Here is a 22,886-nt window from a genome sequence, read left to right as displayed (position 1 = left end):
TGGTAGCAACCCGATAGCAAGAAAATGGTCAGTCTCGCATGCCCAGCTCCCGGAGCCGTTCGATCACGAACGCGGGCCGGTCGGAGATGATGCCGTCGACCTTCAGTTTCACCACCAGGTCGATTTCGTCCGGTTCGTTGACGGTCCACACGTACACCGGGAAACCCCGGCGGTGCAGGCGCTCCACGATTTCCGGGGAGGCGCGCAGGAGCGAGACGCCGGGGCCGCCGATGCTGCTGCCGGGCGGGAGCCAGCCGATGCGGCTGGGGACGGACCAGATGTCGATGAGCATCACCGTCGGCAGGGCCGGTGCGAGCTGGCGGACCCTGCGCACGGCGGTGGCGGAGAACGACATCATCGTGACGTGCACCGGCTGGTCGTCGCTCGGGCGGTCCAGTCCGTACCGCCGCAGCAGGCTGAGCAGGGCGGTCTCGACGGCGGCGCCGTAGCGGGTGGGGTGCTTGGTCTCGATGAGCAGCCGCATGGGCCGCCCGGCGTCCACGGCGAGGCCGAGGAGCCGGTCGAGGGTGAGCACCCGGCCGCGCCAGCGGTCGTCGGCGAGCTTGCGGCCGGTGACGAGCTCGTCGGGCGACTCGGGCAGGTCGGTGCGCCAGGAGCCGAAGTCGAAGCGGTCGAGGTCGGCGAGGGTCTGCACGCTGACGCGACCGCGGCCGTCGCTGGTGCGGTCGATGCGGGAGTCGTGCAGGCAGACGAGGTGGCCGTCGCGGGTCAGCCGGACGTCGCACTCAAGGCCGTCGGCGCCTTCCTCGATGGCGAGGAGGTAGGCGTCGAGGGTGTGCTCGGCGTGTCGATACGACGAGCCCCTGTGCGCGAACACCCAGGGCCGCTCAGGCAACCCTCGGAGCACCGCCGTCCTCGCTCACCATGGGCCGGCCCGCGGCCGCCCAGTCCGACATGCCGCCGTCGAGGTTGATGGTGCGGGTGAGGCCGTGCTGCTGCAGGTAGGCGACAACCTGCGCGGAACGGCCGCCGACGCGGCAGATGACCACGACGTCGCGGTCGGCGGGGATCTCCTCGATCCGGGCCGGGATCTGCATCATGGGCATGTGGTTGGCGTCGGGTGCGTGGCCCGCGACCCACTCGTCGTCCTCGCGGACGTCGAGCAGGTAGGCGTCGGCAGCGACCTCGTCGACCGTGACGGTCGGCACAGCGGATCCCCTGAACACCGCACCAGCCTATAAGAGGCTCAGATCGGGTTGACCCAGGTGGGGTTCTCCACCGCCCACGCGTCGAGCGTGTCGTCGCGCATCGCCGTGTACAGCGCCTGCGCCTCGTCGAACGCGACGACGTAGGAGATCCCGCCGATGTCCCGGGTCTCCGACGGGACGGTCAGGCCGACCAGGCTGCTGGGGCGCACGTTGCGCAGGCCGAACATCAGCTCTTCGAGCGCGACGCCGTTGGTGTCGACGGTGAGCGCGCCGCCGAGGGCGCGGATGAGCTTGTCGAGCGCGATCGGGTTGGTGGTCAGGTTCTGCTGCTGGGCCTTGGTGAGGATGGCCCGGATGAACTTCTGCTGGTTCTTCTGGCGGTCGAAGTCGCCGTTGGCGAGGCTCTTGCGCTGGCGGACCAGGTCGAGGGCCTGCCACGACTCGAGGTGGTGACAGCCGGGCTCGTATACCGCGGGGTGGCCGCCGTGCTCGGGCGACAGGTAGTTGCCCTTGTCGTCGTAGCCGAGGTGGATCGAGGTGACCCTCTGGTCGATGCACATGTCGACGCCGCCGAGGATGTCGACGGCGGCCTTGAAGCCGTCGAAGTTGACGATCGCCGCGCCGTCGAAGTGGATGCCGAGCAGCTCGGTGAGGGTCTCGGCGAGCAACTGGACGCCGCCCGTGCCGCCGCCGCCGTACTGGAACGCGCCGTTGATCTTCTCGTGGTTGACGCCGCGGAACCCGGTGGGCTCGAACGCGGGGATCTTGACCCGCAGGTCGCGGGGGATGGACAGCAGATACGCCCGGTCGAGGCCGACCGGGATGTGCACGATGATGATCGAGTCGGAGCGCTGGCCGTCTTCGGGGTCATTGGCGCGCAGGTCGGAGCCGAGGAGCAGGAAGTTGAGCGGCCCGGTGATGCTGCTGCGGCGCTCTTCCTTCTTGTCGTCGTTGCCGGCGCGGGCGTTGCTGCCCAGGAGATTCTCCTGGTGGACGCTGTTGCGGTATCGGCTGGCGAGGACCTGGGTGCCGGTGACGACGGTGGCGGAGACGACGAGCAGGACCGCGCCGAGGACGACGAGCAGCTTGGCCCACACCGGGTCACGGCCGGGGAGCGCGGCCTTGCGGGCCTTGCGCCGCTGCCGGCGGGTCAGGACGCGCGCACCGTCAGCGGAAGACTCCGGGTCGGCAGGAGACTCCAGATCGACAGGAGGCTCCGAGTCGGCGGAAGGCTCCGGGTCGGCGGAAGGCTCCGGGTCGCCGACGGCATCCAAGCCGGACGAGTCCGAAATATCCGAAGTGGTAGCGTCATCGACAGCTGGCGCTCCGGTCTCCGCGGATGCGCCGACCGGAGCCGGTGGCGCTTCCTCAGGGCTGTCCGCCGATTGATTCACCGGCGGGTCCTGGTCCTGCTGCATGTCGCCCCCGACTGCGTGCCCGCACTCCGGCGGGGATTTATCCGAGTCTACGTTCGCGGCGGGGATCGTGCCGACCAGCGTCACTGCACAAGATCCGAAGAGATGCCACCAATCAGGCGTTTTCTACTCGGTCAACAGTGGCCAGGGCAATGAGATCTATACGACAGCCCGGGCATGCAACCCTACAGATGGGGAGACATGCCCGGGATGCCGGAAAAGTCACTTCTTGGTGGTGGCCTTCGTCGACGGCTGCGCCGAACCGCTCGCCGCCGGCTTGGGTGCGTTCGTCGCGGCCCAGTCCGCCATCTTGTCGGTGCGCATCGCGGTGTACAGCGCCCCGGCCTTCGCCTCGTTCGGCACGACGACGTCCTCGCCGTTGATCTTCTTGCTGCCGTCGTGCGGGCTGACCAGGAACGTCAGGTCGTCGCTGCGCAAATTGCGGAACTGCAGCGCCATGTCGGCGAGCGAGAAGTCCTTGTCGACGGTCATCGCCTTGGTGATCGCCTTGAGGAACGAGTTGAGCTTGGCCGGGTTGCTGACGGTGCCGGAGCTGACGGCCTTGTCGAGGATCGCCTTCATCATCTGCTGCTGGTGGCGCATCCGGGCGAAGTCGCCGTCGGGGAACTGGTACCGCTGCCGGGCGTAGTCGAGGGCCTCGTCACCGTTGAGGTGGTTCATGCCCTTCTTGAACTTGCGCTTCGGCGGGTGGATCGAGGTGATGTCGGCCTCGATGTTCATGTCGATGCCGCCGAGGGCGTCGATGACCTGCTTGAAGCCGCCGAAGTCGATGAGCAGCACGTGATCCATACGGACGTTGCTGTACTTCTCGATCGTCTGCACGGTCAGCGGCGTGCCGCCCCAGGAGAACGACGCGTTGAGCTTGGCCTTGGTGTCGCCGTAGGGCGTCGTCTTGCTCTTGGGGATGTACACGTACAGGTCGCGGGGCATGGAGACCAGGTACGCCTTGTCGTGGCTGGACGGGATGTGCAGCATGATCATGGTGTCGGTGCGCCACTCGCCGGGCTTGCCCTTGTTGTCGGGGTCCCGGGAGTCGCTGCCGAGCAGCAGCATGTTGAGCGCACCGTCGGCGACCTTCGCGGGCCGGCCGTCGGTGATCTGGGAGAACGGGTCGTCGCGCTGCAGGCCCGCGTCGACGTAGCGGTAGTAGCTGTAGGCGCCGATACCGGCGAGGAGCGCCAGGACGATGACCGCGCAACCGGCGACGAGGGCGATGCGCCCCCAGCGGGGACGGATCTTCCTGCGGCCGGGGTATTCGTTGCCGCCGGGGCGTCGCGGCGGCACGACACCGCCGCCGCCACCGCCGGAAGCGGCAACGGGAGCAGCGGCCTTGCCGTAGACGCCTGGCGTCGCCGGGCTGGTCGGAGTGGAGGCGCCGGAGACGCGCGCACGAGCTCCCGCGCTGGGCGGGAGGGCGTTGGGCACTGAGGCGCGACCCGACGAGCCGTTGGAGGCAGGCGTGGTGGACATGAAACCCACGATACGAACCGCTGGCCTCTACGCCACGTAACCCGGGCGGGCGCGGCACGAAGCCGGGAGAATCACCGCGACCGGAAGTAGTCCACGGTCCGGCGCAATCCTTCCTCGGGTCCGACGGTCGGCTCGTATCCGAGCAGCTCACGGGCCTTGCCCAGGTCGGGGCGGCGGCGCTCGGGGTCATCGGCGGTGCGGGGGCGCAGCGACACCGTCGACGTGCTGTCGGATAGCCGCACGATGGTGTCGGCGAGCTCGAGCATGCTCATCTCGTGCTCGGTGCCGCAGTTGATCGGACCGGTCTCGCCGGAGTCGAGCAGCAGCAGGATGCCACGGACGAGGTCTGACACGTGGCAGATGGACCTGGTCTGGGTGCCGGTGCCGTGCACGGTGATCGGCTCGCCGCGCAGCGCCTGGGAGATGAACGTGGGGATCGCGCGGCCGTCGTCGGGGCGCATGCGCTCCCCGTAGGTGTTGAAGATCCGCACGATGCCGACGTCGGCGCCGCGGCCCCGGTGGTAGCCCATGGTGGCCGCCTCGGAGAAGCGCTTCGCCTCGTCATAGACGCTGCGGATGCCGATCGGGTTGACGTTGCCCCAGTAGGTCTCCGGCTGCGGGTGGATGAGCGGGTCGCCATACGCCTCGGAGGTGGACGCCATCACGAAGCGGGCGCCGTCGGCGACGGCGCGCTCCAGCAGCTGGAGGGTGGCGAGCGAGCCGACCCGGAGAATCTCGACGGGCAGCAGCTCGAAGTCGGTCGGGCTGGCCGGCGACGCGAAGTGCATGATCGCGTCGAACCTGGCGTTGAGGGCCTCGACGGTCGGCAGCGGCTCGCTGACGTCGGCCTCGACCAACACAAATCGAGGGTGGTCGACCAGGTGCGCGACGTTGTCCTTACTGCCCGTGACGAAGTTGTCGACCACGACAACCTGCGCACCTCGGGCGATCAAGGCATCGGCAAGGTGGGACCCGACGAATCCGGCACCACCGGTGAGCAGGATCCGGTGTCCCTCGCCGTAACGCTGCGCAACAACGACCATGAGACCAGCCTAGCGGCAGTGCGCCGGGGCCGGGGATCGGCGGTGCCCCGACCCCGGCGCACTACATCTCAGTGGGCGCCGGCACCCGTGAGGGAGCGGGCTTCCAGCTCGGCGTACTTGTCCGGGTCGCGCTCCTTGCTGGTGAGCGCGCCGAGCGCGGCGAAGATGAACCCGATCGGGATCGAGATCAGGCCCGGGTTCTCCAGCGGGATCGGCGCGGCGGTGGTGCAGCTGAACAGCGCCGTCGCGTTGGAGACCTCCTTCGACTTCTGGTCCACGCCACAGGTCTTCGCCTGCGCCGCGGTGAGCGTCGCGGGGGTGCGGGCGTCGCTGACGCCGCCCCACGCGATGGGGCTCATGAGCACGATGCCGACGGCGGAGATGAGGCCGGCGTAGATGCCCCAGGTCGCGCCGCGGGTGTTGAACTTCTTCCAGAAGAGGGAGAAGAGGATCGCCGGCAGGTTCGCCGACGCCGCGATCGCGAACGCGAGTGCCACAAGGAACGCGACGTTGAGGTTGCGGGCGAAGATGCCGAGCACGATCGCGACGGCGCCGATGACGAACGCGGAGTACCGGGCGACGACGACTTCCTGCCGCTCGGTGGTCTGGCCGCGCTTGATCACGTTGGCGTACAGGTCGTGCGCCAGCGACGACGACGACGCGAGGGTGAGCCCGGCGACGACGGCGAGGATGGTGGCGAACGCGACCGCGGCGATAATGGCCAGCAGCAGTGAGCCGCCGAAGTCGCCGCCGAGGTAGCGCTTGCCGAGGACCTCGGCGAGTTGTGGCGCGGCGGTGTTGCCGCCCGGGTCCTGCGCCAGGATCGCCGTGCGGCCGACGAGCGCCGCGGCACCGAAGCCGAGGGCCAGGGTCATCAGGTAGAACACGCCGATGATGCCGATCGCCCAGACGACGCTCTTCCGGGCCGCCTTGGAGTCCGGCACGGTGTAGAAGCGGATCAGGATGTGCGGCAGGCCGGCGGTGCCGAGCACGAGGGCGAGGCCGAGCGAGATCAGGTCGAGCTTGCTGGCCAGGGTCGCGGTGGCGTTGCCGGCGATGTCGCGGCCGTAGCGCAGGCCGGGCTGCAGGAACGACTCCGGCGGGGTGCGGCCGGACTTGGCGGCGGCCTCGCCGAGCAGCGACGACAGGTTGAACTTGAACGCGGCGAACACCATCAGTGTCAGGACCAGGGCGCCGAGCATGAGCATGAACGCCTTGACGATCTGGACGTAGGTGGTGCCCTTCATGCCGCCGACGGTCACGTAGACGATCATCAGCACGCCGATGAGGGCGATGGTGACGATCTTCGCGGTTTCCGCGGTCATGCCCATGAACGTGTCGCCGGCCTTGATGCCGAGCAGCAGGGCGACGAGAGCGCCGGCGCCGACCATCTGCGCCAGCAGGTAGAAGATCGACACGATGATCGTGGAGATCGAGCCGGCGGTGCGGACCGGCGCCTGCCGCATCCGGAACGCCAGGACGTCCGCCATCGTGTAACGGCCCGAGTTGCGCATCAGCTCGGCGACGAGCAGCAGCGCGACGAGCCACGCCACGAGGAAGCCGATGGAGTACAGGAAGCCGTCGTAGCCGTTGAGGGCGATGATGCCGGCGATGCCGAGGAAGCTGGCGGCCGACATGTAGTCGCCGCCGATGGCCATGCCGTTCTGGAAACCGGTGAAGGACCGGCCACCGGCGTAGAAGTCGGCGGCGCTCTTCGTCTGGCGGCTGGCCCAGATGGTGATGGCCAGGGTGGCCGCGACCAGGACGACGAAGAGCGTGAGCGTCAGCGTCCTGGTGGTGGTCGCCCCTACCGCGAGCAGCTCGCTCATTCGGGGGTCCCTTCGATCTTGGCGCGCAGCGCGTCGGCGAGAGGGTCGACCTGGCGGTCGGCGTAGCGCGTGTACCACCAGGCGATGAGGAACGTCGACACGAACTGCAGCAGTCCGAAGATCAACGCGATATTGATGTGGCCGACGACCTTCGTGCTCATGAAGTCGCGGGCGTATGCGGAGAGCAGGACGTACAGCGCGTACCAGACGAGGAACGCGGCGGAGACCGGGAACACGAAGCGTCGCAGGGCGCGGCGCAACGCGGCGAACTCCGGGGTGTTGGCAGCGGAGACGTAACGGTTGTCGTCCGTGCCGGTCGGCACCGGTGTATCGGTGCTCATGGGGGATCACCACCTGCCGTTTGGGGTGTGGGTACGGCGCACGGTAGGAACCCGCCGGGTGGGCGTGAAGATCCTTGGAGGGGCCCGGCGGACCGCTGCGCTGAACGGCAGGTTCGGTGCGCCCAGTGACAGGGGTCACACCGTTTACCGGCGTTTATATCGAGGTGTACCGACCCCTGTGGTGGAGCAGCGGCTTCGCCGCCGTCTGCGCCAGGTCGACCCGCTGGATCGTCGCCTCGACGAGCAGCGACCAGCCGAACCCCCGGGCGCCGTCGAGGCCGCAACCGGCCCACGGGTAGCCGCGCGGGACGGGACCGAACTCGGTGTGGTCCCAGTCGCCGGTGGCGAACAGCCCGCCGGGTGCGGGCATCAGCCCGGCGAACCGCTCGGCGAGCTGGTTGTCCCCCTCGGCGAGCGGCGTGACGGCGAACCGGCCGGTCGCCTCGATCGCCGTCCACAGGTCGCTCTCGTCGTCGACCAGCCCGACGACCCGCCCAGGATCCCCGTCGGCGACCAGCATCGACGACACGGTGAGCCCGGCCGCCGCGGATCCGACGCCGGCCGTCCACAGCGCCACCGCCGCCGGGAGGCGCCCACGGAACCGCCGCAGCGGCGAACGCTGGTCATCCGGTGTGGCGAACGGGTCCGATGCATGGATGCTCACCCCGCCCATTGTCCGGGTCATCCCAGCTTCGGTGTGACGGCGGCGAGGACTTCCGGCGCGCGGCGCACCAGGAGGTTGCCGGCGATGCGCGTGCCGACCCACGCCAGGGTGAACCCCCACCCGATGCCGACCGGCAGCAGCAGCCAGATCAACCCGTCGGGCAGCAGGACGAACGCGATCATCACCGGCGACGCGAGCGCCCACGTGGCGAACATGGTGACGAAGGACAGCATGCTCTTCGCGCTGCCCTGGCCCGTGTTCATCGCGAACGGGTTGGCGCTGTCCGGCATCGGGTACGGCGCGAGCACGGACGTGATGCCGGCGGCGCCGACCGAGATGCCGAACGCGCACAGGCCGACGCCGAGCGCGGCGGGCAGCTGATCGGTGTGGCCGCTGAGCACCGACACGGCGACGGTGCCGACGGCCAGCAGCGGGAAGGTGAGGATGCCGACGCCGATGGCGCGGGCCGCGAGCTCGACCTGGCCGGGCACGTTGGTAAGCATGTGCAGCGCATACGCGGTGCCGTCGTTGCCGAACTGGTTGACCAGGACCAGCCCGACGAACGCGCCGGCGATCAGCAGTGAGAACACCAGGGCGCCGTCGCTCATGCCGGCGCTCTGCCGGGCCGCCTCCTGCTCGTCGGAGCTGGAGCCGGTGCCGAAGCCGAACGTGAACGCGAACGGGATGACCACGGACGCGGCGAGCAGCGAGATGAGGCTGGCGCGGCGGCGCGGGTCGCGGAACCAGTACCGGACCTCCCGGCCGACGAGCCCGGTGAACCGGCCGGCCGGCAGCGACCGCAGGATGCCCGGCAGGAACGCCCGCACCGGCTTGCCGTCGACGGCCTTGGCCTTCTTCGCCGCGCCGCTGGACGCGGTGCCGAGCATCGCCGACTCGATGGTCTGCAGCCACCACCACAGCAGCGCGGCGACACCGGCGACCCCGATCGCGAGGCGCGCCGCGACGAGGTGCCAGTTGCCGTCGATCGCGTCGACGTAGGCGACGAACGGCGCGGCGAACGGCGTCCAGGACAGGACCCCGGCGATCGTCGTGGCCTGCTTCGACTCGCCGTTCTCGACGAGGGCGAACACCAGCTGGAAGATCGGGTTGCAGGAGATGCCGGCCAGGGCGATCAGCAGTGCCGCCAGGTCGCGGACCTTGCGCGAGCGCAGCATCCCGGCGAACGCGCTGGTGACGGCGCGGCTCGCGGCGACGCACACGGCCAGGCCGACGACGGCGCCGAAAACCGCGACCACGCCGGCCGCGACGCCGCCCGTGATGATCGCGCCGACGGTGGACCCGAGCGCGGCGAGGAGCGTGACGGCAGGCGGGATGCCGACGACGGCGGCAGCGAGCATGCCGAGCACCAGCGTGCGGCGCGGCACCGGCAGCAGCGAGAACCTGGCCGGGTCGAGGGTCTCGTCGACCCCGAAGAACAGCAGCGGTATCAGGATCCAGGCCAGCACCAGCGCGGTGCCGCAGAACGCGGCCAGCGTCGGGCGCAGGTCGTCGTCGACGACGCTGCTGCCGGCGAACATGCCGAACCCGATGAACGCGGCCCACAGGCCGAAGAAGACGCCGAGGATGAACAGCCAGATCCGGGACTTCTTGCCCCGCATCGTGTTGCGCAAGATCCGAAGCTTCAGCCGGACGAAGTAGCCGACCCTGGGCTCGCCGCCACGGATCGGCTCGGGCCGCGGCGCGAAGATCCCGGCGCCGCCGTCGTGGGCCGCCACCTGCGAGGGGACGACGGCTGCCGGGAGGTCGGCCGGGCGCTGCGCAGGGATGTGCGGCGGATCGCCAGGGGTCACAGCCACGACAGCTCCGCGCCGGTCGCGACCCGCCCCCCGACGACGTCGACGAAGACGTCCTCGAGCTCGCGGCCGCCCTTCACCTGGTCGGTCGTGCCGACGACCTTGATCTGGCCGTCGGCGAGGATCGCGATGTGGGTGCAGAGCCGCTCCACCACCTCCATCACGTGACTGGAGAAGATGACCGTGCCGCCGTTTCGGACGTACCGGACGAGAATGTCGCGGATCAGCGCGCCGGAGACCGGGTCGACCGCCTCGAAGGGCTCGTCGAGCACCAGCAGCCGCGGCGCGTGCAACAGCGCGCAGGCCAGGCCGATCTTCTTCTTCATACCGGCGGAGTAGTCCACGACCAGGGTCCGGCCGGCGTCGGCGAGACCGAGCACGTCGAGCAGCTCCGCGGCGCGGGCGTCGATGACGTCCTGCGGCAGGCCCCGCAGCAGCCCCGTGTACGCGAGCAGCTCACTGCCGGTGAGCCGGTCGAACATGCGGGCCGAGTCGGTCAGCGCGCCCAGGCGGCGCTTGGCCTCGACCGGGTCGGACCAGACGTCATGACCGAGGACATATGCGTGCCCGGCGTCGGGGCGCAGCAGCCCCACCGCCATGGACAGCGACGTCGTCTTGCCGGCGCCGTTGGGGCCGAGCAGGCCGAAGAACGACCCTGTCGGCACGTCGAGGTCGACGCCGGCGACCGCGACCTTGCTGTCGAAGCGTTTGGTGAGCCCCCGCAGCGCGAGAGCGGAGCCAGGCCCGCTGTCCGTCACAGTTGCACCGTAGGTCACGCTCGCATCCACCGCATCCCCCGACAAAAGCACTCACATCCGCAGCGCGTCCGGCGCGTGCAGGCGAAGCATGATCGCTCCGAGGTCCTTCGGCAAGCGGTGCCTGGTCAGCAACGACACCGAGATCATGACGAGGAACGCCAGCGGCACGCTCCACGCCGCGGGCTGGGTGGTCAGCACCCCCAGCCAGCCGGGCAGCGGGCCGCCGAGCACCGTGAGCAGCACCGCGGACGCGGCCGCGCCGCCGCCGACCACGATGCCCGCCGCCGCGCCCACCCCGGTCAGGCCGCGCCACCAGATGCCGAGGACCAGCAGCGGGCAGAAGCTGGACGCGGCGACGGCGAACGCCAGCCCGACGACCTGCGACACGTCGAGGCTCGCGACGAACAGGGCCAGCAGCAGCGGCACCACCCCGGCGACCAGCGCGGAGCGGCGGAAGTCGCGGACGGAGCCGTGCCCGAGCACGTCGGTGGACAGGACCCCGGCGACGCTGGTGAGCAGCCCCGACGAGGCGGACAGGAACGCGGCGAACGCACCCGCGGCGACCAGCGCGCTGAGCAGCTGGCCGGTGAGCCCGCCGCCCAGCGCCGCGGACGGCAGCAGGAGCACCACGGCGTCGGTGTTGCCGGTCATGAGCAGTTGCGGTGTGTACACGCGGCCGAGCACCCCGTACAGGGTCGGGGTCAGGTAGAAGACGCCGACGAGACCCAGGACGACGAGCGTGGTGCGCCGGGCGGCGGCCCCGTCGGCGTTGGTGTAGAAGCGGACCAGGACGTGCGGCAGCCCCATCGTGCCGAGGAACGTGGCGAGGATCAGCGAGTAGGTCGCGAACAGCCCCTGGGAGCGGTCGCCGGGCAGCAGCCAGTCCTTCGGGGAGTCCTCGGACACGGCGGCGACCTTCGGTACCGGCGCGGCGGCCTGGAACTCGATGGCGGTGTCGGTGTCCGCGACGTGCTCGCCGACGGTGAGCACCACGGCACCGTCGACGGCCGCCCCGTCCAGTCGGCCGTGCGCGACGACCAGTGTCTGCGTGGTGACGGTCAGCCGCGTCGCGTGATCCACGGTGACGGTCGTCGCGACCGGGAACGTCGGGCCGTCAGGGGCGGTCAGCGCCGGGCGGCCGTCGGACTGCCACTGCATGAGCAGGAAGACGAACGGCACCGCCAGGGCGGTCAGTTTCAGCCAGTACTGGAAGGCCTGCACGAACGTGATCGAGCGCATCCCGCCGAGCGCGACGTTGAGGGTGACGACGACGCCGACGAGCAGCGCACCGAGCGCGTACGGCGCGCCGGTCACCGTCTGCAGCGTCAGCCCGGCGCCCTGCAGCTGCGGCACGAGGTACAGCCAGCCGATGAACATGACGAACGCGGTGGCCAGCTTCCGCAGCCGCTTCGAGCGGAGCCTGACCTCGCAGAAGTCCGGCAGGGTGAACGCGCCGGAGCGGCGCAGGGGGGCGGCCACGAACAGCAGCAGCGCCAGATAGCCGGCGGCGAACCCGACCGGATACCACAGCACGTCGACGCCGTGCTTGAGCACCAGCCCGGCGACGCCGAGAAAGCTCGCGGCGGACAGGTATTCGCCGCTGATCGCCGCCGCGTTCCAGGTCGGGCTGACCATCCGCGACGCGACGAGGAAGTCCGAGGTGGTCCGCGCGAACCGCAGCCCGTAGAGGCCGATGCCGACGGTGACCAGCGTTACCGCGATGACCGCCGGCAGGGCGTAATGATTCATGACTGGTGCTGGGACCTGTCCTCGACCAGCGCGACGAACTCCTGCTCGTTGCGTTCGGCGAGCCGCACGTAGGCGTACCCGACGACGAACAGGAACGGGTAGGCGGCCACACCGAGCAGCAGCCACGGCACCGACACCCCGAACAGGTGCGCCCGGCCGAGCGCGGGAGCGGCGGCGAACAGCAGCGGCAGCCCGCCGAGCCCGACGGCGACCACCGCGGCGAGCCGCACCGCCACCGCCAGCTGCGCGCGGACGAGACCGCGGGCGAGCGCCGCACCGACCGGGCTCTGCTCTTCGAGCTCGGCGCGGGTGCGAGCGGGATCGATCGGGGCGCGGGCGACGTCACCGAGCACCACGCGGACCCGCGGGGCAGGTGGCTCCATGGACGGCAGTCTCGCAACCGCCACGAAACAAACGCAAGGGGCCGACGTCCCCCGTTTGAACGTCGGCCCCTCGCGTCTGTGGTTACCGGTAGCTCCGGTAGCAGGGGAAACTCCCCGACGTCACCCGCTGGGGCACGATCTTGCGGGCCTCGGACCGGCCGAGGTTCCACCCTCGCCAGTCGTCGGCGTCGTGGACGTCGCGGGAGATCTCCGACAGGGCGCACTCGCGGGCGCCCGCCGGCAGCTTGTCGAGCGCCGGGGCCGCGTCGGCGGACAGCGTCGACAGGTACCAGATGTCGGTGTTGTTGTGGTTTGCATACCGGGCGACGTTCTGCTCGGCGATGAACCGGTCCGGGTTGAGCACCGCGAGCCCCAGCAGAGTGATCACCCACAGGGCCACCGCGGTCCGCGGCAGCCACCGCGTCACCGGCACGACCCCGGCCACCATGATCAGCACGATGATGCCGCCGAGCCACAGTTCGAACGCGCTGACCAGGACCCGCAGGCGGGTGAAGCCGTACGCCTGCTCGTACACGTCCATCCGCCACAGCGCGGAGATCACGACGACAAGCGCGCCGGCGGACAGCAGCCCGAGCAGCACGCGCAGCAGCAGCCGCTCGCGGGGCGTCTCACGCGCCGCCTTCCGGACCGTCACCGCGATCACGACGAGCGTGAGCAGGGTGACGACGAGCAGCTGCCAGAAGCCCTTGCGGGCGTAGTCGGCGAACGTGAGCCCGGCGGTGCGCATGACGTAGTCCCGGTCGCCGAACAGGACCGCGACCTGCACGCCGACGAAGATCCCGAAGACGGCGAGGACGGCGCCGACGGGGACGACCCACTCGTACCAGCGCACCGTGCGGGGGCGGCTCGGCCTGCCGTCGCCGACCGTGGACGGGCTGTGCAGCAGGTACGCCCCGCCGAACGTCAGGAACGCGAAGATCGTGCCGACGAACAGCCACCGGAACGGCGTGCCGAACGAGAACTCCGGCAGGATCGCCTGCACGATCCGGTCGAACGCGGCGTCGGCGCTGGCGAACAGGGCCCCGAACACCACGAGCAGCAGCAGGCCGAGGCCGACCGAGGCGAGGACCCGCGACGCACCGGACGCGCCCTCCTTGGCCCGCGCCCTGGCGAGGCCCCAGCGGACCCACGGCAGCGACCGGAACCCGGCCAGCGGCAGGTTCAGCACCGCCATGAAGACGGCCGGGACCCGCCGGCCCGCGCCGACGGCGAGCGCGACGCTGCCGAACGCGGCCAGGACGCACAGCACGAACAGCCAGCCGGCGGCCCGGAACACCCCCACGGACAGCAGCGCGACGGTCGCGGCGCTCCAGCACGTCGCCTCGATCGCGCTGGTACCGCGCTGCTTCGGGTCCATGCGGAGGATGACGACGAGCAGGGCGCCGACGAGCCCGAGACCGGCGATCGGCCAGCCGATCCCGGGGCGGTCCAGCGGCAGGGCGGCGGCCGCGACGACGGCGGCGACCAGCGCGCCGATGAGCACGTCCGGGCCGGCGGCGGTGCTGCGCTGCGGCCAGCGCCGCTGGAACAGCGTCGGGTTCGGCGGGCCGAGCCTGATCGGGCTGATCAGGGCCGGGTTGGTGCCGTGCGGCTGCGATGGATAGGCCGGCACCGGGGGCTGGCCGGCGGTGCCGGGCGCACCCTGCGGCCTGGACTGCTGTCCCGGCTGGCCCGGGTGCCCTGGCTGCGGCGGGCGCGGCGCCGGTGGCTGCTGCGGCGGCTTCCACAGGTTCGGCGGGGTGGCACCGTTCGGCTGCGGTACCGCAGGGTGTGCGGGCGGCGCGGACTGAAGCGGTACCGCAGACGCCGCCGACTGCTCGGTCACTTCCGGCTCGGCCGGCTTCGTGGGCTCGGCGGCCCGTGCGGACCCGGCCGGTTGTCCGGACCCGGCCGGTGCCGCGCCATCCGGTCTCTCGGGTTCGCCCTGCGGTGGTGGCTGTGGTGCCGGCGGCGCGGCGGTGGCCGGCTGCTGTGGCCCGTCGGAGGGTTCGAGGGTCGACATATCGGACTCCGGGGTATGAGGAACCGCGCGTCCGGCGGCGCGCCGGACACGTACTGAAGACGCTTGGATCAGACGGGCAGGGTGACCCGGATGCGACATCCTGCCATGCCATCCGGCTGCTCGATGACCGCGATCGTGCCGTTGTGCAGCTGGATGAACCACTGCGCGATCGCCAGCCCGAGCCCGGTGCCGCCGCCGGACGCGCGGGCGCCGCGGGTGAACCGCTCGAACACCCGCTCGCGCTCCGCGTGCGGGATGCCGGGCCCCTCGTCGGCGACCTCGATCATCACCTGGTCGCCGTCGCGGCGGCCGATGATCGTGACGGTCCCGCCGTCGGGGCTGTGCCGGGTGGCGTTGTCGACCAGGTTGGTCAGGACGTGGTGCAGCCGCGCCCGGTCGGCGCTGACCAGGGCGTTCTCCGGGAAGGCGCAGGACAGGTATTCAACCTTGTAGCCGGCCGCGGACGCCTTGACCTCCGCCTCGGCGACGACCTCGATGAGGAGGTCCTCGACGCGGAAGTCCTCGCGGTCCAGCGGGATGACGCCGGCGTCGAGGCGGGACAGGTCGAGCAGCTCGGTGACGAGCCGGCCGAGGCGTTCGGTCTGAGCGAGCGCGGTGCGAAGCGTCGCCTGGTCGGGCTGGACGACGCCGTCGACGACGTTCTCCAGCACCGCCTGCACGGCGGAGATCGGGGTGCGCAGCTCGTGGGAGACGTTGGCGATCAGTTCGCGGCGCTGCTGGTCGGCGGCGGCGAGCTCGGCGGCCATCTGGTTGAACGCGACGGCGAGCTGCCCGACCTCGTCCTTCGACGTGGCCCGGACCCGGGCGGAGTAGTCGCCGCGGGACATCGCCTGCGCGGCGGCGGTCATGTCCCGCAGCGGCGACGTCACGCCACGGGCGAGGACCTGGGAGGTGAGCAGGCCGACGGTCAGGGCGATCTCCGTCGTCGTCGGCGGGATCCAGCCGATACCGATCCAGAAGACGGCGAGGCCGGCGCCGGCGGAGGCCACGAGCAGGACGGCGAGCTTGAGCTTGATCGAACGCAACGGGTCGAGCGGGCGGGGCAGCAGGTCGAGGAAGTTCTTCATGTGGTCTCCAGTGCGTACCCGACCCCGTGGACGGTTCTGATCAGGTCGGAACCGAGCTTGCGGCGCAGCGCCTTGATGTGGCTGTCGACGGTCCGCGTGCCGGACGCGTCGGCCCAGCCCCACACCTCCGCGAGGAGCCGCTCCCGCGGCAGCACCGTCCGCGGGCGGGTCGCGAGGTTGACCAGCAGGTCGAACTCGGTCGGCGTCAGGTGCGCCTCGACGCCGGCGCGGCTGACCCGCCGCTGCGCCCGGTTGATCTCGAGGTCGCCGAGGACGATCGGCGCGGCGTCCGGCTCCGGCTGGGCCTGCGCGAGCCGCTCCAGCCGCCGCAGCAGCACATGCACCCGGGCGGCGAGCTCCCGCATCGAGAACGGCTTGGTGATGTAGTCGTCGGCGCCGACCGCCAACCCGACGAGCATGTCGGTCTCGTCGTCACGGGCGGTGAGCATGAGCACGGCAACGGGTCGCTCCGCCTGGATGCGCCGGCACACCTCCAGGCCGTCGAACCCGGGCAGCATCACGTCCAGCACGACCAGGTCCGGGCGCAGCAGCCGGGCGGCGGCGACGGCCGACGGACCGTCGTGTGCCTGGTCGACGGCGAACCCCTCGGCGCGCAGCCGCGCCGCGATCGACTCGGCGATCATCCGCTCGTCGTCGACGACGAGGACCCTGCGCCGTTCCCCCGTGCCCGCTCCGGTCATGCCAGCAGCGTATTGGGTAGATGCGAGGGGCAACGGTGCGTGATGTGTGGAAGTCGTGAAGACCTACGACCAGCTTTTGGCGGCGCGTACCAGCCGGTCCTTGAGCTCCCGGGTGTGCCGCCGGCTCACCGGCAGCTCGTGGTCGTCGATCACCACCACGTAGCCCGTGTTGGTCATCCGCAGCTCGGTGATGAGCTTCAGCTGGACGAGGAACGAGCGGTGCACCCGCACGAACCCTGCGTCCGCCCAGCGCTCGGCCAGCGTCGCCAGCGAGACCCGTACCAGGTGGGAGGCGTCGGCGGTGTGCAGCCTGGCGTAGTCACCCTGCGCCTCGACCCATCGCACCGACGACCGGGGCAGCATCCGCGTCGTGCCGGCCAGCTCCACCGGGATCGTCGGGTCGTCCTGCCGGTCGCGGCGGCCGGCGACCGCGGGGTGCGCTGGGACCAGCCGGGTGGCCAGGACCCGGCGCAGCGACTCGGCGATCCGGTCGGCGCGGACCGGTTTGCGCACGTAGTCGGCGACACCGAGGTCGAACGCCTCGGCGGCGCGGTCGTCGTACGCGGTCACGAACACCACGGCGGGCGGCTTCGCGAACCGGCCCAGGACCCTGGCGAGCTCCATCCCGTCGAGCCCGGGCATGCGGATGTCGAGGAAGACGGCGTCGACGTCGATGTCGCGCAGGACCCGCAACGCCTCGGTCGCGTCGCCGGCGGTGTGCAGCCGCCCGACGCGGGGGTCGGCGCGCAGCAGGTACGCCAGCTCGTCGAGCGCCGGGACCTCGTCGTCGACGGCGAGGACGCGCAGGAACCCTGTCTGCTGCACGTGCTCCTGGACGACGCTTCTGGTGGCGCCTGTGTTCGTGTTCATTGGCTGCTCCGCACGCCTGGGTGGAACTTGGGGACCCGCATGCTCACCTTTGTGCCCGCGTCGGGAGCCGTCTCGACCACGACGCCGAACCCGTCGCCAAAAACCGACCGTAGCCGCTCATCGACGTTGCGCAACCCGACGTGCTGCCCCGCGTCGGTGGTGTCGTCGGCGCTCAGCAGCACGGCAGGGTCCATCCCCACCCCGTCGTCCTCGACGGTGATGTGACATTCGGCGCCGGCGTCCCTGGCCACAATGCTGATCGTGCCCATCCCGGGCTTGCGGGACAACCCGTGCCGGACCGCGTTCTCGACCAGCGGCTGCAGGCACAGGAACGGCAGCGTCACGGGCAGCACCTCGGGGGCGATCTGCAGCCGCACCTGCAGCCGCTCGCCGAACCGGGCCCGCTCGATGGTCAGGTACCGGTCGATGGACCGCAGTTCCTCGGCGAGCGTGGTGAACTCGCCGTGCGCGCGGAACGAGTACCGGGTGAACTCGGCGAACTCCAGGATCAGCTCGCGGGCCAGCTCGGGGTCGGTCCGCACGAAACTCGCGATCGCGGTGAGTGCGTTGTAGATGAAGTGCGGGCTGATCTGCGCCCGCAGCGCCCTGACCTCGGCCCGCGCCAGCCGCGCCCGCGACGTGTCCAGCTCGGCCAGCGCCAGCTGCGTGCCGACCCACCGCGCGGTCTCCGCGGTCGCCTGCACCAGCCCCGGCGCCGGCGGCCCGTCCGACAGCGCGACGAGGGCACCTTCCCGCTGTGCGAGCGGCACGACCACGGCGCCGCGCACGGGGCAGTCGACCAGGTCGCAGGGCAGCTCCTCGGCGCCGAGCACCGTGGACCGTCCCGCGATGACGGCCTTCGCGGCGGCACCGGCCACCTGCTCCCGGTGGTGCTCCCCCGCCCCGTCGAACGCGAGCACCCTCGTCGCGTCGGTGACCGCGATCCCGGCGGCGCCGGTCAGCGTCCGCAGGTGCCGCACGGCCTTGCCGGCGGCGGTGTCCGTGAGCCCGTTGCGCAGCGGCTCGGCGGCGAGGGCCGCGATGTGCAGGACGTCATACGTGGCCCGCTGCGCGGCGGTCGCGATCGCCCGCCGTGACCGCAGCCGGATGACGGCCCACACGGCGACGGCGAGCGCCACCGCCAGCCCGGCAACCGCGATCCCAGCGGCGAGGTTTCCACCCACGCGCTCATCCTGGACCACCCGGGCGGTGCAGGACAGGTCCAGCGCGATCGCGACCGCAGCGGGCCACGCCGGCCGGACCGATCAAGGGATGCAGGACAGATCGGCGGAATCGCGTCGGTCCGGTCGGTGCGCCACCACGTCGAGGCGGCACGGATTCTCCTCAACCTACACCCTGCGAAAAAATCGCCCCTGTATCCCGCTTATGCCTCGTCACGCAGCGTGCCAGCGGCGGTCTTGAGGCCGGGTGACCAGGCAATCTCCGGTGCGAGGCCCGCTGGCACAGAGCTTCGAGCTGGCACAGAGCTTCGAGCGCTCGCCCCGGGCACGCGCGCGCCCGAGGCGAGTGGTCAGTAGGCGCCCTTGCGGAAGAAGACGACGCCGATGGTGCGCCACAGGGTGTGCAGGTCCAGGACCAGGGACCAGTTGTCGACGTAGTAGAGGTCGAGGCGGACCGCGTCGTCCCAGGACAGGTCGCTGCGGCCGCTGACCTGCCACAGGCCGGTGATGCCGGGGCGGACCAGCAGGCGGCGGCGGACGTCGCCGAGGAAGTCGCCGTCGTCGGCGGGCAGCGGGCGCGGGCCGACCAGGGACATCTCGCCGGACAGGACGTTCAGGATCTGCGGGAGCTCGTCGATCGAGGTGGCGCGCAGCCACTTGCCGACCTTGAAGACCCGCGGGTCGTTCTTCATCTTGAAGAGCAGGCCGTCGCTCTCGTTCTGGTCGTCGAGGGTGGCCTGGCGTTCCTCGGCGTCGACATACATGGTCCGCAGCTTCCAGACCTTGAACATCTTGCCTTCGCGGCCGATGCGGGGCTGGCGGAAGAAGATCGGCCCCGGGTCGGACAGCTTGATGGCGAGCGCCACGATCGGGAAGAACGGCAGCACGAGGAGCAGCGCGATCAGGGCGAGGGTCCGGTCGATCACGTTCTTGAACAGCCAGCCGAGGCCGGAGAGCTTGGGCTCCTCGACGTACAGCAGCGGGATGCCTTCGATCGGGCGGATGTGCACGCGGGGGCCGGCGATGTCGGTGAGCTGGGGGGCGACGGCAAGGTCGATGCCGGTGCCTTCCAGCTGCCACGCGAGGCGGCGCAGTTCGAGCGGTTCGGCGCTGGCGGAGCCGCAGACGGCGATCGTGTCGGCGTTGAGCTCGCGGACGAGGGAGAGGATGTCGCGGCCGGCGTGCACGGGCACGGGGGTGACGGCGCTCGGGCGTGGCGCGTACCCCTCTATGAGGTGGATGCCGACGGGGACGAGCCCTGCCGCGGGGTCGCGGGCGATGGCCTGGTGGACCTCGAGTGCTTCCTGCAGGGTGCCGACGAGCAGCATCCGGTGGACCGCGAGGTTGAAGCGGGTCCGGACGAACTGCAGCGCGCGCCGGGCGAGATATCGCAGGACGAGCACGAACAGCAGGCCGCCGACCAGGGCCGCGCCGACGGAGGTGCGGGACACCTGGGTCTTGGTGGAGAACGCGGCGAACGCGACGATGGCCACGACCGTCCATGAGGCGCGGACGACCCGCTTGAACTCGTCGGTGCCGGTGCCGAGATACCGGCGGTCGTAGGCGCCGTGACCCCACAGGACGAGCAGCCACACGGCCGGCAGGAGCCCGAACGTCATCAGGGTCCACAGGCCGGGGTTCTTCTCGAAGATCTGGTTGGTCTTGTCGTCGAGGAAGGTCCGGGCGACGAGGCTGGCCAGGACGCAGGCGCTGGTGTCCAGCAGCAGCAGGATCGCCGCATAGGGGCGGTGCCAGCGGGATGCCCGCCGGGCGCGTTGCCAGCCGGAGCGCGGCACGCCGTTGGGGCCGAGCGGGGTGAGCGCGTGTTCGGGAAGAATCTCGAAGCTGTCAAGCTCACCCAAGGTCGATCTCCGGCTCGGCGGGGTGGCCGGACGTTGGAGACTAGCGGTCACCTGAGTGTGTCCTCTCGCACCACGATCCGGGGATCAGGGCGCTCAACTGCTCGACCGGGTGGGATGTGGTTGCTGGCTACGAGGACACCCGATCGCACGCGAGAAGTGTCCCATGTTGGCTTGGGCAACCGACGACGACCGGCCGAGACTAGTTGCTCAACGTGTTGGCTGTCGAGTGCACTGGCGTGGGCCGGACAGAACTCCGCGTGACAATCACCCCGAGTAGCGCACCACCCACCAAACACGTCAGAAGGGGCAAGACGCTGCCCAGCGGCGGTTGCCATGTTCCCCCTGTCGGGTTCAGCCCTTCGTTGATTCCGCGCTGGAAGCGGGTCATGACCCGGGCCAGGGCGTACAGATCGAGGGGGACCGTCACGGCGACCAGGCCGACGGCCAGCCGGTTGAGCCAGCCACGGTCCGACAGCCACGCTGCGTAACGGTCCGCTAGCCCCGCGAGGAGCACCACGCCGACGCCGAGGGGCATCACGTACCGGCCGTGGGCGAAGTGGCCGACCTTGGGTGCGAAGTACAGCTCCAGGGCGAGCAGCAGGGCCACGGAGGCCACGGCGACGGCGCCGATGCCCATGCGCAGCCGCGTGGTGCCGAACCACAGCGCGGGCACGACGAGGGCGGCGACCAGGAGGTACCAGAGCCCGATCATGCCGAGGGAGACCGTGGTCTCGCCGTAGCCGAACTGGCCGATGATCTGCCGCACCCAGAACTCGGCGCGGTTGTCGGCGACGTCACGCAGGATCGCACCGGTGGAGGTGGCGGCGATGGGCCTGCCCGGGTCGACGGCGTCGGTCCGGGACGCGACGAGGGCCCAGACGACCGCGAACGCGGCCCCGCCGGCGAACGGCAGCCAGAACGCCCGGGAGCGGACCCAGGAGCCGGTCACGAACAGCGCCACCGCCAGTACACCCACGGCGAAGAGCGGCCCGAGGTCCCTGACCGTGAGCAGCAGCGCCGCCGCCACCCCGGCCGCCGGCCAGTGCTTGCGCAGCAGCGCGACGTAGAGCAGTACCGCGGCGCTGATCTCCATGCCGTTGGGGTTGATCGCGCCGTCGAGGTTCATGGCCATCGGGGTGGCGGCGAGCACCACCGCGGCGCGCAGCAGGCCCGGGCCGGCGAGGGCGAACGCGGCGGCGAGCAGCAGCGCCGACAGCGCCGCGGACAGCAGCCGCGCCCAGATCAGGCCGGTGCCGTCGGGTGAGATCCGCAGCGGCAGGCCGACCAGCGCGTAGTAGACGGGGCTGTACCGGGCGGCGGCGCTGGGGACGAGCACCGAGGAGCGGTCGTCGGTGTCGATCAGGCAGGAGGCCGGCTTATAGGCAGGTTTGTCGATCCACGTGCAGTCGGCGTCGGCGGGCAGGAGGCTGCGGGGGCCGGTGAACGCGTTGGTCTCGATGCCGCTTGCGTCCACGGCGCGGTCGTGCGGCAGCCACTGGCCGGTCCACACGGCCCAGGCCCGCACGAGGTGCTGCTTCTCGTCGTAGGTGCCGTTGACCGGTAGCGCGAGCGCCCACGCAGCGCCGAGCAGGAAGAAGCCGACGAATGCGATCAGGTAGGCACGGCGCACCGGGTCAGCGTACGAGCTTCGACAGCCGGCGGTCGGCCAAGGGCTTGCCGCCGGTCTGGCAGGTCGGGCAGTACTGCAGCGACGTGTCGGCGAAGGAGACCTCCCGGACGGTGTCGCCGCAGACGGGGCAGGGCAGGCCGGTGCGGGCGTGCACGGCGAGCCCGGAGCGTTTCTCGGACTTCAGGGTCGCCGCCTTCTGCCCGACGGAGCGGGTGACGGCGTCGGTGAGCACGGCGCGGGTCGCGGCGTGCAGGGCCGCCATCGTCTCGTCGGTGATGCGGCTGGTGAGCGCGAACGGGGACATCTTCGCGGCGTGCAGGATCTCGTCCGAATACGCGTTGCCGACGCCGGCGATCACGGTCTGGTCGGTGATCACGCCCTTGATCTGGCCTTTGCGGCTGCGGATCGCGGCGGCGAACTCGTCGGTGGTGACGGCGAGGACGTCCGGGCCGAGGCGGGCGATGCCGGGGACGAGCCGGGGGTCGGTGACGAAGTAGGCGGCCAGGCTCTTCTTCGTGCCGGCCTCGGTGAGGTCGAAGCCGGACTCGTCGTCCAGGCGCACCCGCACCGCGATCGGGCCAGAGCCCGGCTTCAGCGGGGTCTTGGCGTTGAACGTCTCGCGGTAGTGCAGCCAGCCGGCGCGGGCGAGGTGGGTGACGAGGTGCAGGTCGTCGCCGACGTGGATGTCGAGGAACTTGCCGTGTCGCGACGCGCCGGTCAGGGTCAGACCCGTCGCGGCGGTGACCGGCGGGTCGAAGGTCTTCAACGCGCTGAGCGAGGGGACCTCGACGCGTTCGATCGCGTGGCCGACCGCGCGGTCGCGGAGGAACGCGGCGAGCGCTTCGACCTCGGGAAGCTCGGGCACTCGTACAGTC

Annotated in this window: 20 protein-coding genes; all 20 read right to left on the bottom strand. The window is 70.9% G+C overall.

The annotated features are described in order from the left end of the window. Window positions 1-28: 28 nt before the first annotated feature. The 20 genes from OHA72_RS08815 to OHA72_RS08720 all read right to left on the bottom strand — a co-directional run bounded on the left by OHA72_RS08815 (window position 29) and on the right by OHA72_RS08720 (window position 22,876). Complete coding sequence (locus tag OHA72_RS08815) at window positions 29-838, bottom strand: glycerophosphodiester phosphodiesterase (protein ID WP_327007340.1); 810 nt, start codon at window positions 836-838, stop codon at window positions 29-31. 10 nt (window positions 839-848) lie between these two features. Beyond that, window positions 849-1,187 (bottom strand): rhodanese-like domain-containing protein, encoded by a 339-nt coding sequence (locus OHA72_RS08810; RefSeq protein ID WP_327007339.1) that lies wholly within the window; start codon window positions 1,185-1,187, stop codon window positions 849-851. A 20-nt stretch (window positions 1,188-1,207) separates the two neighbouring features. Beyond that, a complete protein-coding gene (locus OHA72_RS08805) occupies window positions 1,208-2,443 on the bottom strand; it encodes an LCP family protein (protein ID WP_327007338.1) in 1,236 nt (411 codons plus the stop codon). Between the two features lie 363 nt (window positions 2,444-2,806). Further along, a complete protein-coding gene (locus tag OHA72_RS08800; protein WP_327007337.1) occupies window positions 2,807-4,075 on the bottom strand; it encodes an LCP family protein in 1,269 nt (422 codons plus the stop codon). Window positions 4,076-4,146: 71 nt separating this feature from the next. Then, window positions 4,147-5,118 (bottom strand): NAD-dependent epimerase/dehydratase family protein, encoded by a 972-nt coding sequence (locus OHA72_RS08795; protein WP_327007336.1) that lies wholly within the window; start codon window positions 5,116-5,118, stop codon window positions 4,147-4,149. 68 nt (window positions 5,119-5,186) lie between these two features. Further along, window positions 5,187-6,947: a monocarboxylic acid transporter gene (locus OHA72_RS08790; RefSeq protein WP_327007335.1), complete on the bottom strand. Its 1,761-nt coding sequence runs from the start codon at window positions 6,945-6,947 to the stop codon at window positions 5,187-5,189. Next, window positions 6,944-7,288, bottom strand: coding sequence for a DUF485 domain-containing protein (locus OHA72_RS08785; RefSeq protein WP_327007334.1), 345 nt, complete (start codon window positions 7,286-7,288; stop codon window positions 6,944-6,946). The genes OHA72_RS08790 and OHA72_RS08785 overlap by 4 nt, the downstream gene beginning before the upstream one ends. A 154-nt stretch (window positions 7,289-7,442) precedes the next feature. Beyond that, the gene (locus OHA72_RS08780; protein WP_442788542.1) at window positions 7,443-8,072 is read right to left on the bottom strand and encodes a flavin reductase family protein; all 630 of its coding nucleotides are present in this window, start codon (window positions 8,070-8,072) and stop codon (window positions 7,443-7,445) included. Further along, on the bottom strand, window positions 7,970-9,769 hold the full coding sequence (locus OHA72_RS08775; protein WP_327007332.1) for an ABC transporter permease: 1,800 nt from the start codon (window positions 9,767-9,769) through the stop codon (window positions 7,970-7,972). The genes OHA72_RS08780 and OHA72_RS08775 overlap by 103 nt, the downstream gene beginning before the upstream one ends. Further along, the gene (locus tag OHA72_RS08770) at window positions 9,760-10,524 is read right to left on the bottom strand and encodes an ABC transporter ATP-binding protein (protein WP_327007331.1); all 765 of its coding nucleotides are present in this window, start codon (window positions 10,522-10,524) and stop codon (window positions 9,760-9,762) included. The genes OHA72_RS08775 and OHA72_RS08770 overlap by 10 nt, the downstream gene beginning before the upstream one ends. 51 nt (window positions 10,525-10,575) lie before the next feature. After that, complete coding sequence (locus tag OHA72_RS08765) at window positions 10,576-12,273, bottom strand: sodium/solute symporter (RefSeq protein ID WP_327007330.1); 1,698 nt, start codon at window positions 12,271-12,273, stop codon at window positions 10,576-10,578. Next, the gene (locus OHA72_RS08760) at window positions 12,270-12,656 is read right to left on the bottom strand and encodes a hypothetical protein (RefSeq protein ID WP_327007329.1); all 387 of its coding nucleotides are present in this window, start codon (window positions 12,654-12,656) and stop codon (window positions 12,270-12,272) included. The genes OHA72_RS08765 and OHA72_RS08760 overlap by 4 nt, the downstream gene beginning before the upstream one ends. Before the next feature lie 82 nt (window positions 12,657-12,738). Further along, a complete protein-coding gene (locus tag OHA72_RS08755) occupies window positions 12,739-14,289 on the bottom strand; it encodes a DUF4153 domain-containing protein (protein WP_327007328.1) in 1,551 nt (516 codons plus the stop codon). A 458-nt stretch (window positions 14,290-14,747) separates the two neighbouring features. Next, window positions 14,748-15,767, bottom strand: coding sequence for a HAMP domain-containing sensor histidine kinase (locus OHA72_RS08750; RefSeq protein WP_327007327.1), 1,020 nt, complete (start codon window positions 15,765-15,767; stop codon window positions 14,748-14,750). Continuing rightward, window positions 15,764-16,468 (bottom strand): response regulator transcription factor, encoded by a 705-nt coding sequence (locus OHA72_RS08745; RefSeq protein WP_327007326.1) that lies wholly within the window; start codon window positions 16,466-16,468, stop codon window positions 15,764-15,766. The genes OHA72_RS08750 and OHA72_RS08745 overlap by 4 nt, the downstream gene beginning before the upstream one ends. 63 nt (window positions 16,469-16,531) lie before the next feature. Continuing rightward, a complete protein-coding gene (locus tag OHA72_RS08740) occupies window positions 16,532-17,338 on the bottom strand; it encodes a LytR/AlgR family response regulator transcription factor (protein WP_327007325.1) in 807 nt (268 codons plus the stop codon). After that, a complete protein-coding gene (locus OHA72_RS08735; protein WP_327007324.1) occupies window positions 17,335-18,522 on the bottom strand; it encodes a sensor histidine kinase in 1,188 nt (395 codons plus the stop codon). The genes OHA72_RS08740 and OHA72_RS08735 overlap by 4 nt, the downstream gene beginning before the upstream one ends. Window positions 18,523-18,869: 347 nt before the next feature. Next, window positions 18,870-20,381 (bottom strand): sugar transferase, encoded by a 1,512-nt coding sequence (locus OHA72_RS08730; RefSeq protein ID WP_327007323.1) that lies wholly within the window; start codon window positions 20,379-20,381, stop codon window positions 18,870-18,872. A 199-nt stretch (window positions 20,382-20,580) separates the two neighbouring features. Beyond that, on the bottom strand, window positions 20,581-22,011 hold the full coding sequence (locus tag OHA72_RS08725) for a DUF2142 domain-containing protein (protein ID WP_327007322.1): 1,431 nt from the start codon (window positions 22,009-22,011) through the stop codon (window positions 20,581-20,583). A gap of 4 nt (window positions 22,012-22,015) precedes the next feature. Beyond that, entirely contained in the window at window positions 22,016-22,876 is an 861-nt protein-coding gene (locus tag OHA72_RS08720) for an Fpg/Nei family DNA glycosylase (RefSeq protein ID WP_327007321.1), read from the bottom strand. Between the last annotated feature and the right edge of the window lie 10 nt (window positions 22,877-22,886).

This window comes from Dactylosporangium sp. NBC_01737, from assembly GCF_035963215.1.
GTDB lineage: Bacteria > Actinomycetota > Actinomycetes > Mycobacteriales > Micromonosporaceae > Dactylosporangium.
The sequence above is the reverse complement of the archived record's forward strand: the minus strand, read 5'-3'. Positions and strand labels throughout refer to the sequence as shown.

Excerpts from the sequence above, each read along its gene's own strand:
- OHA72_RS08790 (WP_327007335.1), bottom strand. The coding sequence starts at position 6,947 with ATGAGCGAGCTGCTCGCGGTAGGGGCGACCACCACCAGGACGCTGACG.
- OHA72_RS08750 (WP_327007327.1), bottom strand. The coding sequence starts at position 15,767 with ATGAAGAACTTCCTCGACCTGCTGCCCCGCCCGCTCGACCCGTTGCGT.
- OHA72_RS08800 (WP_327007337.1), bottom strand. The coding sequence starts at position 4,075 with ATGTCCACCACGCCTGCCTCCAACGGCTCGTCGGGTCGCGCCTCAGTG.
- OHA72_RS08795 (WP_327007336.1), bottom strand. The coding sequence starts at position 5,118 with ATGGTCGTTGTTGCGCAGCGTTACGGCGAGGGACACCGGATCCTGCTC.
- OHA72_RS08740 (WP_327007325.1), bottom strand. The coding sequence starts at position 17,338 with ATGAACACGAACACAGGCGCCACCAGAAGCGTCGTCCAGGAGCACGTG.
- OHA72_RS08745 (WP_327007326.1), bottom strand. The coding sequence starts at position 16,468 with ATGACCGGAGCGGGCACGGGGGAACGGCGCAGGGTCCTCGTCGTCGAC.
- OHA72_RS08765 (WP_327007330.1), bottom strand. The coding sequence starts at position 12,273 with ATGAATCATTACGCCCTGCCGGCGGTCATCGCGGTAACGCTGGTCACC.
- OHA72_RS08760 (WP_327007329.1), bottom strand. The coding sequence starts at position 12,656 with ATGGAGCCACCTGCCCCGCGGGTCCGCGTGGTGCTCGGTGACGTCGCC.
- OHA72_RS08785 (WP_327007334.1), bottom strand. The coding sequence starts at position 7,288 with ATGAGCACCGATACACCGGTGCCGACCGGCACGGACGACAACCGTTAC.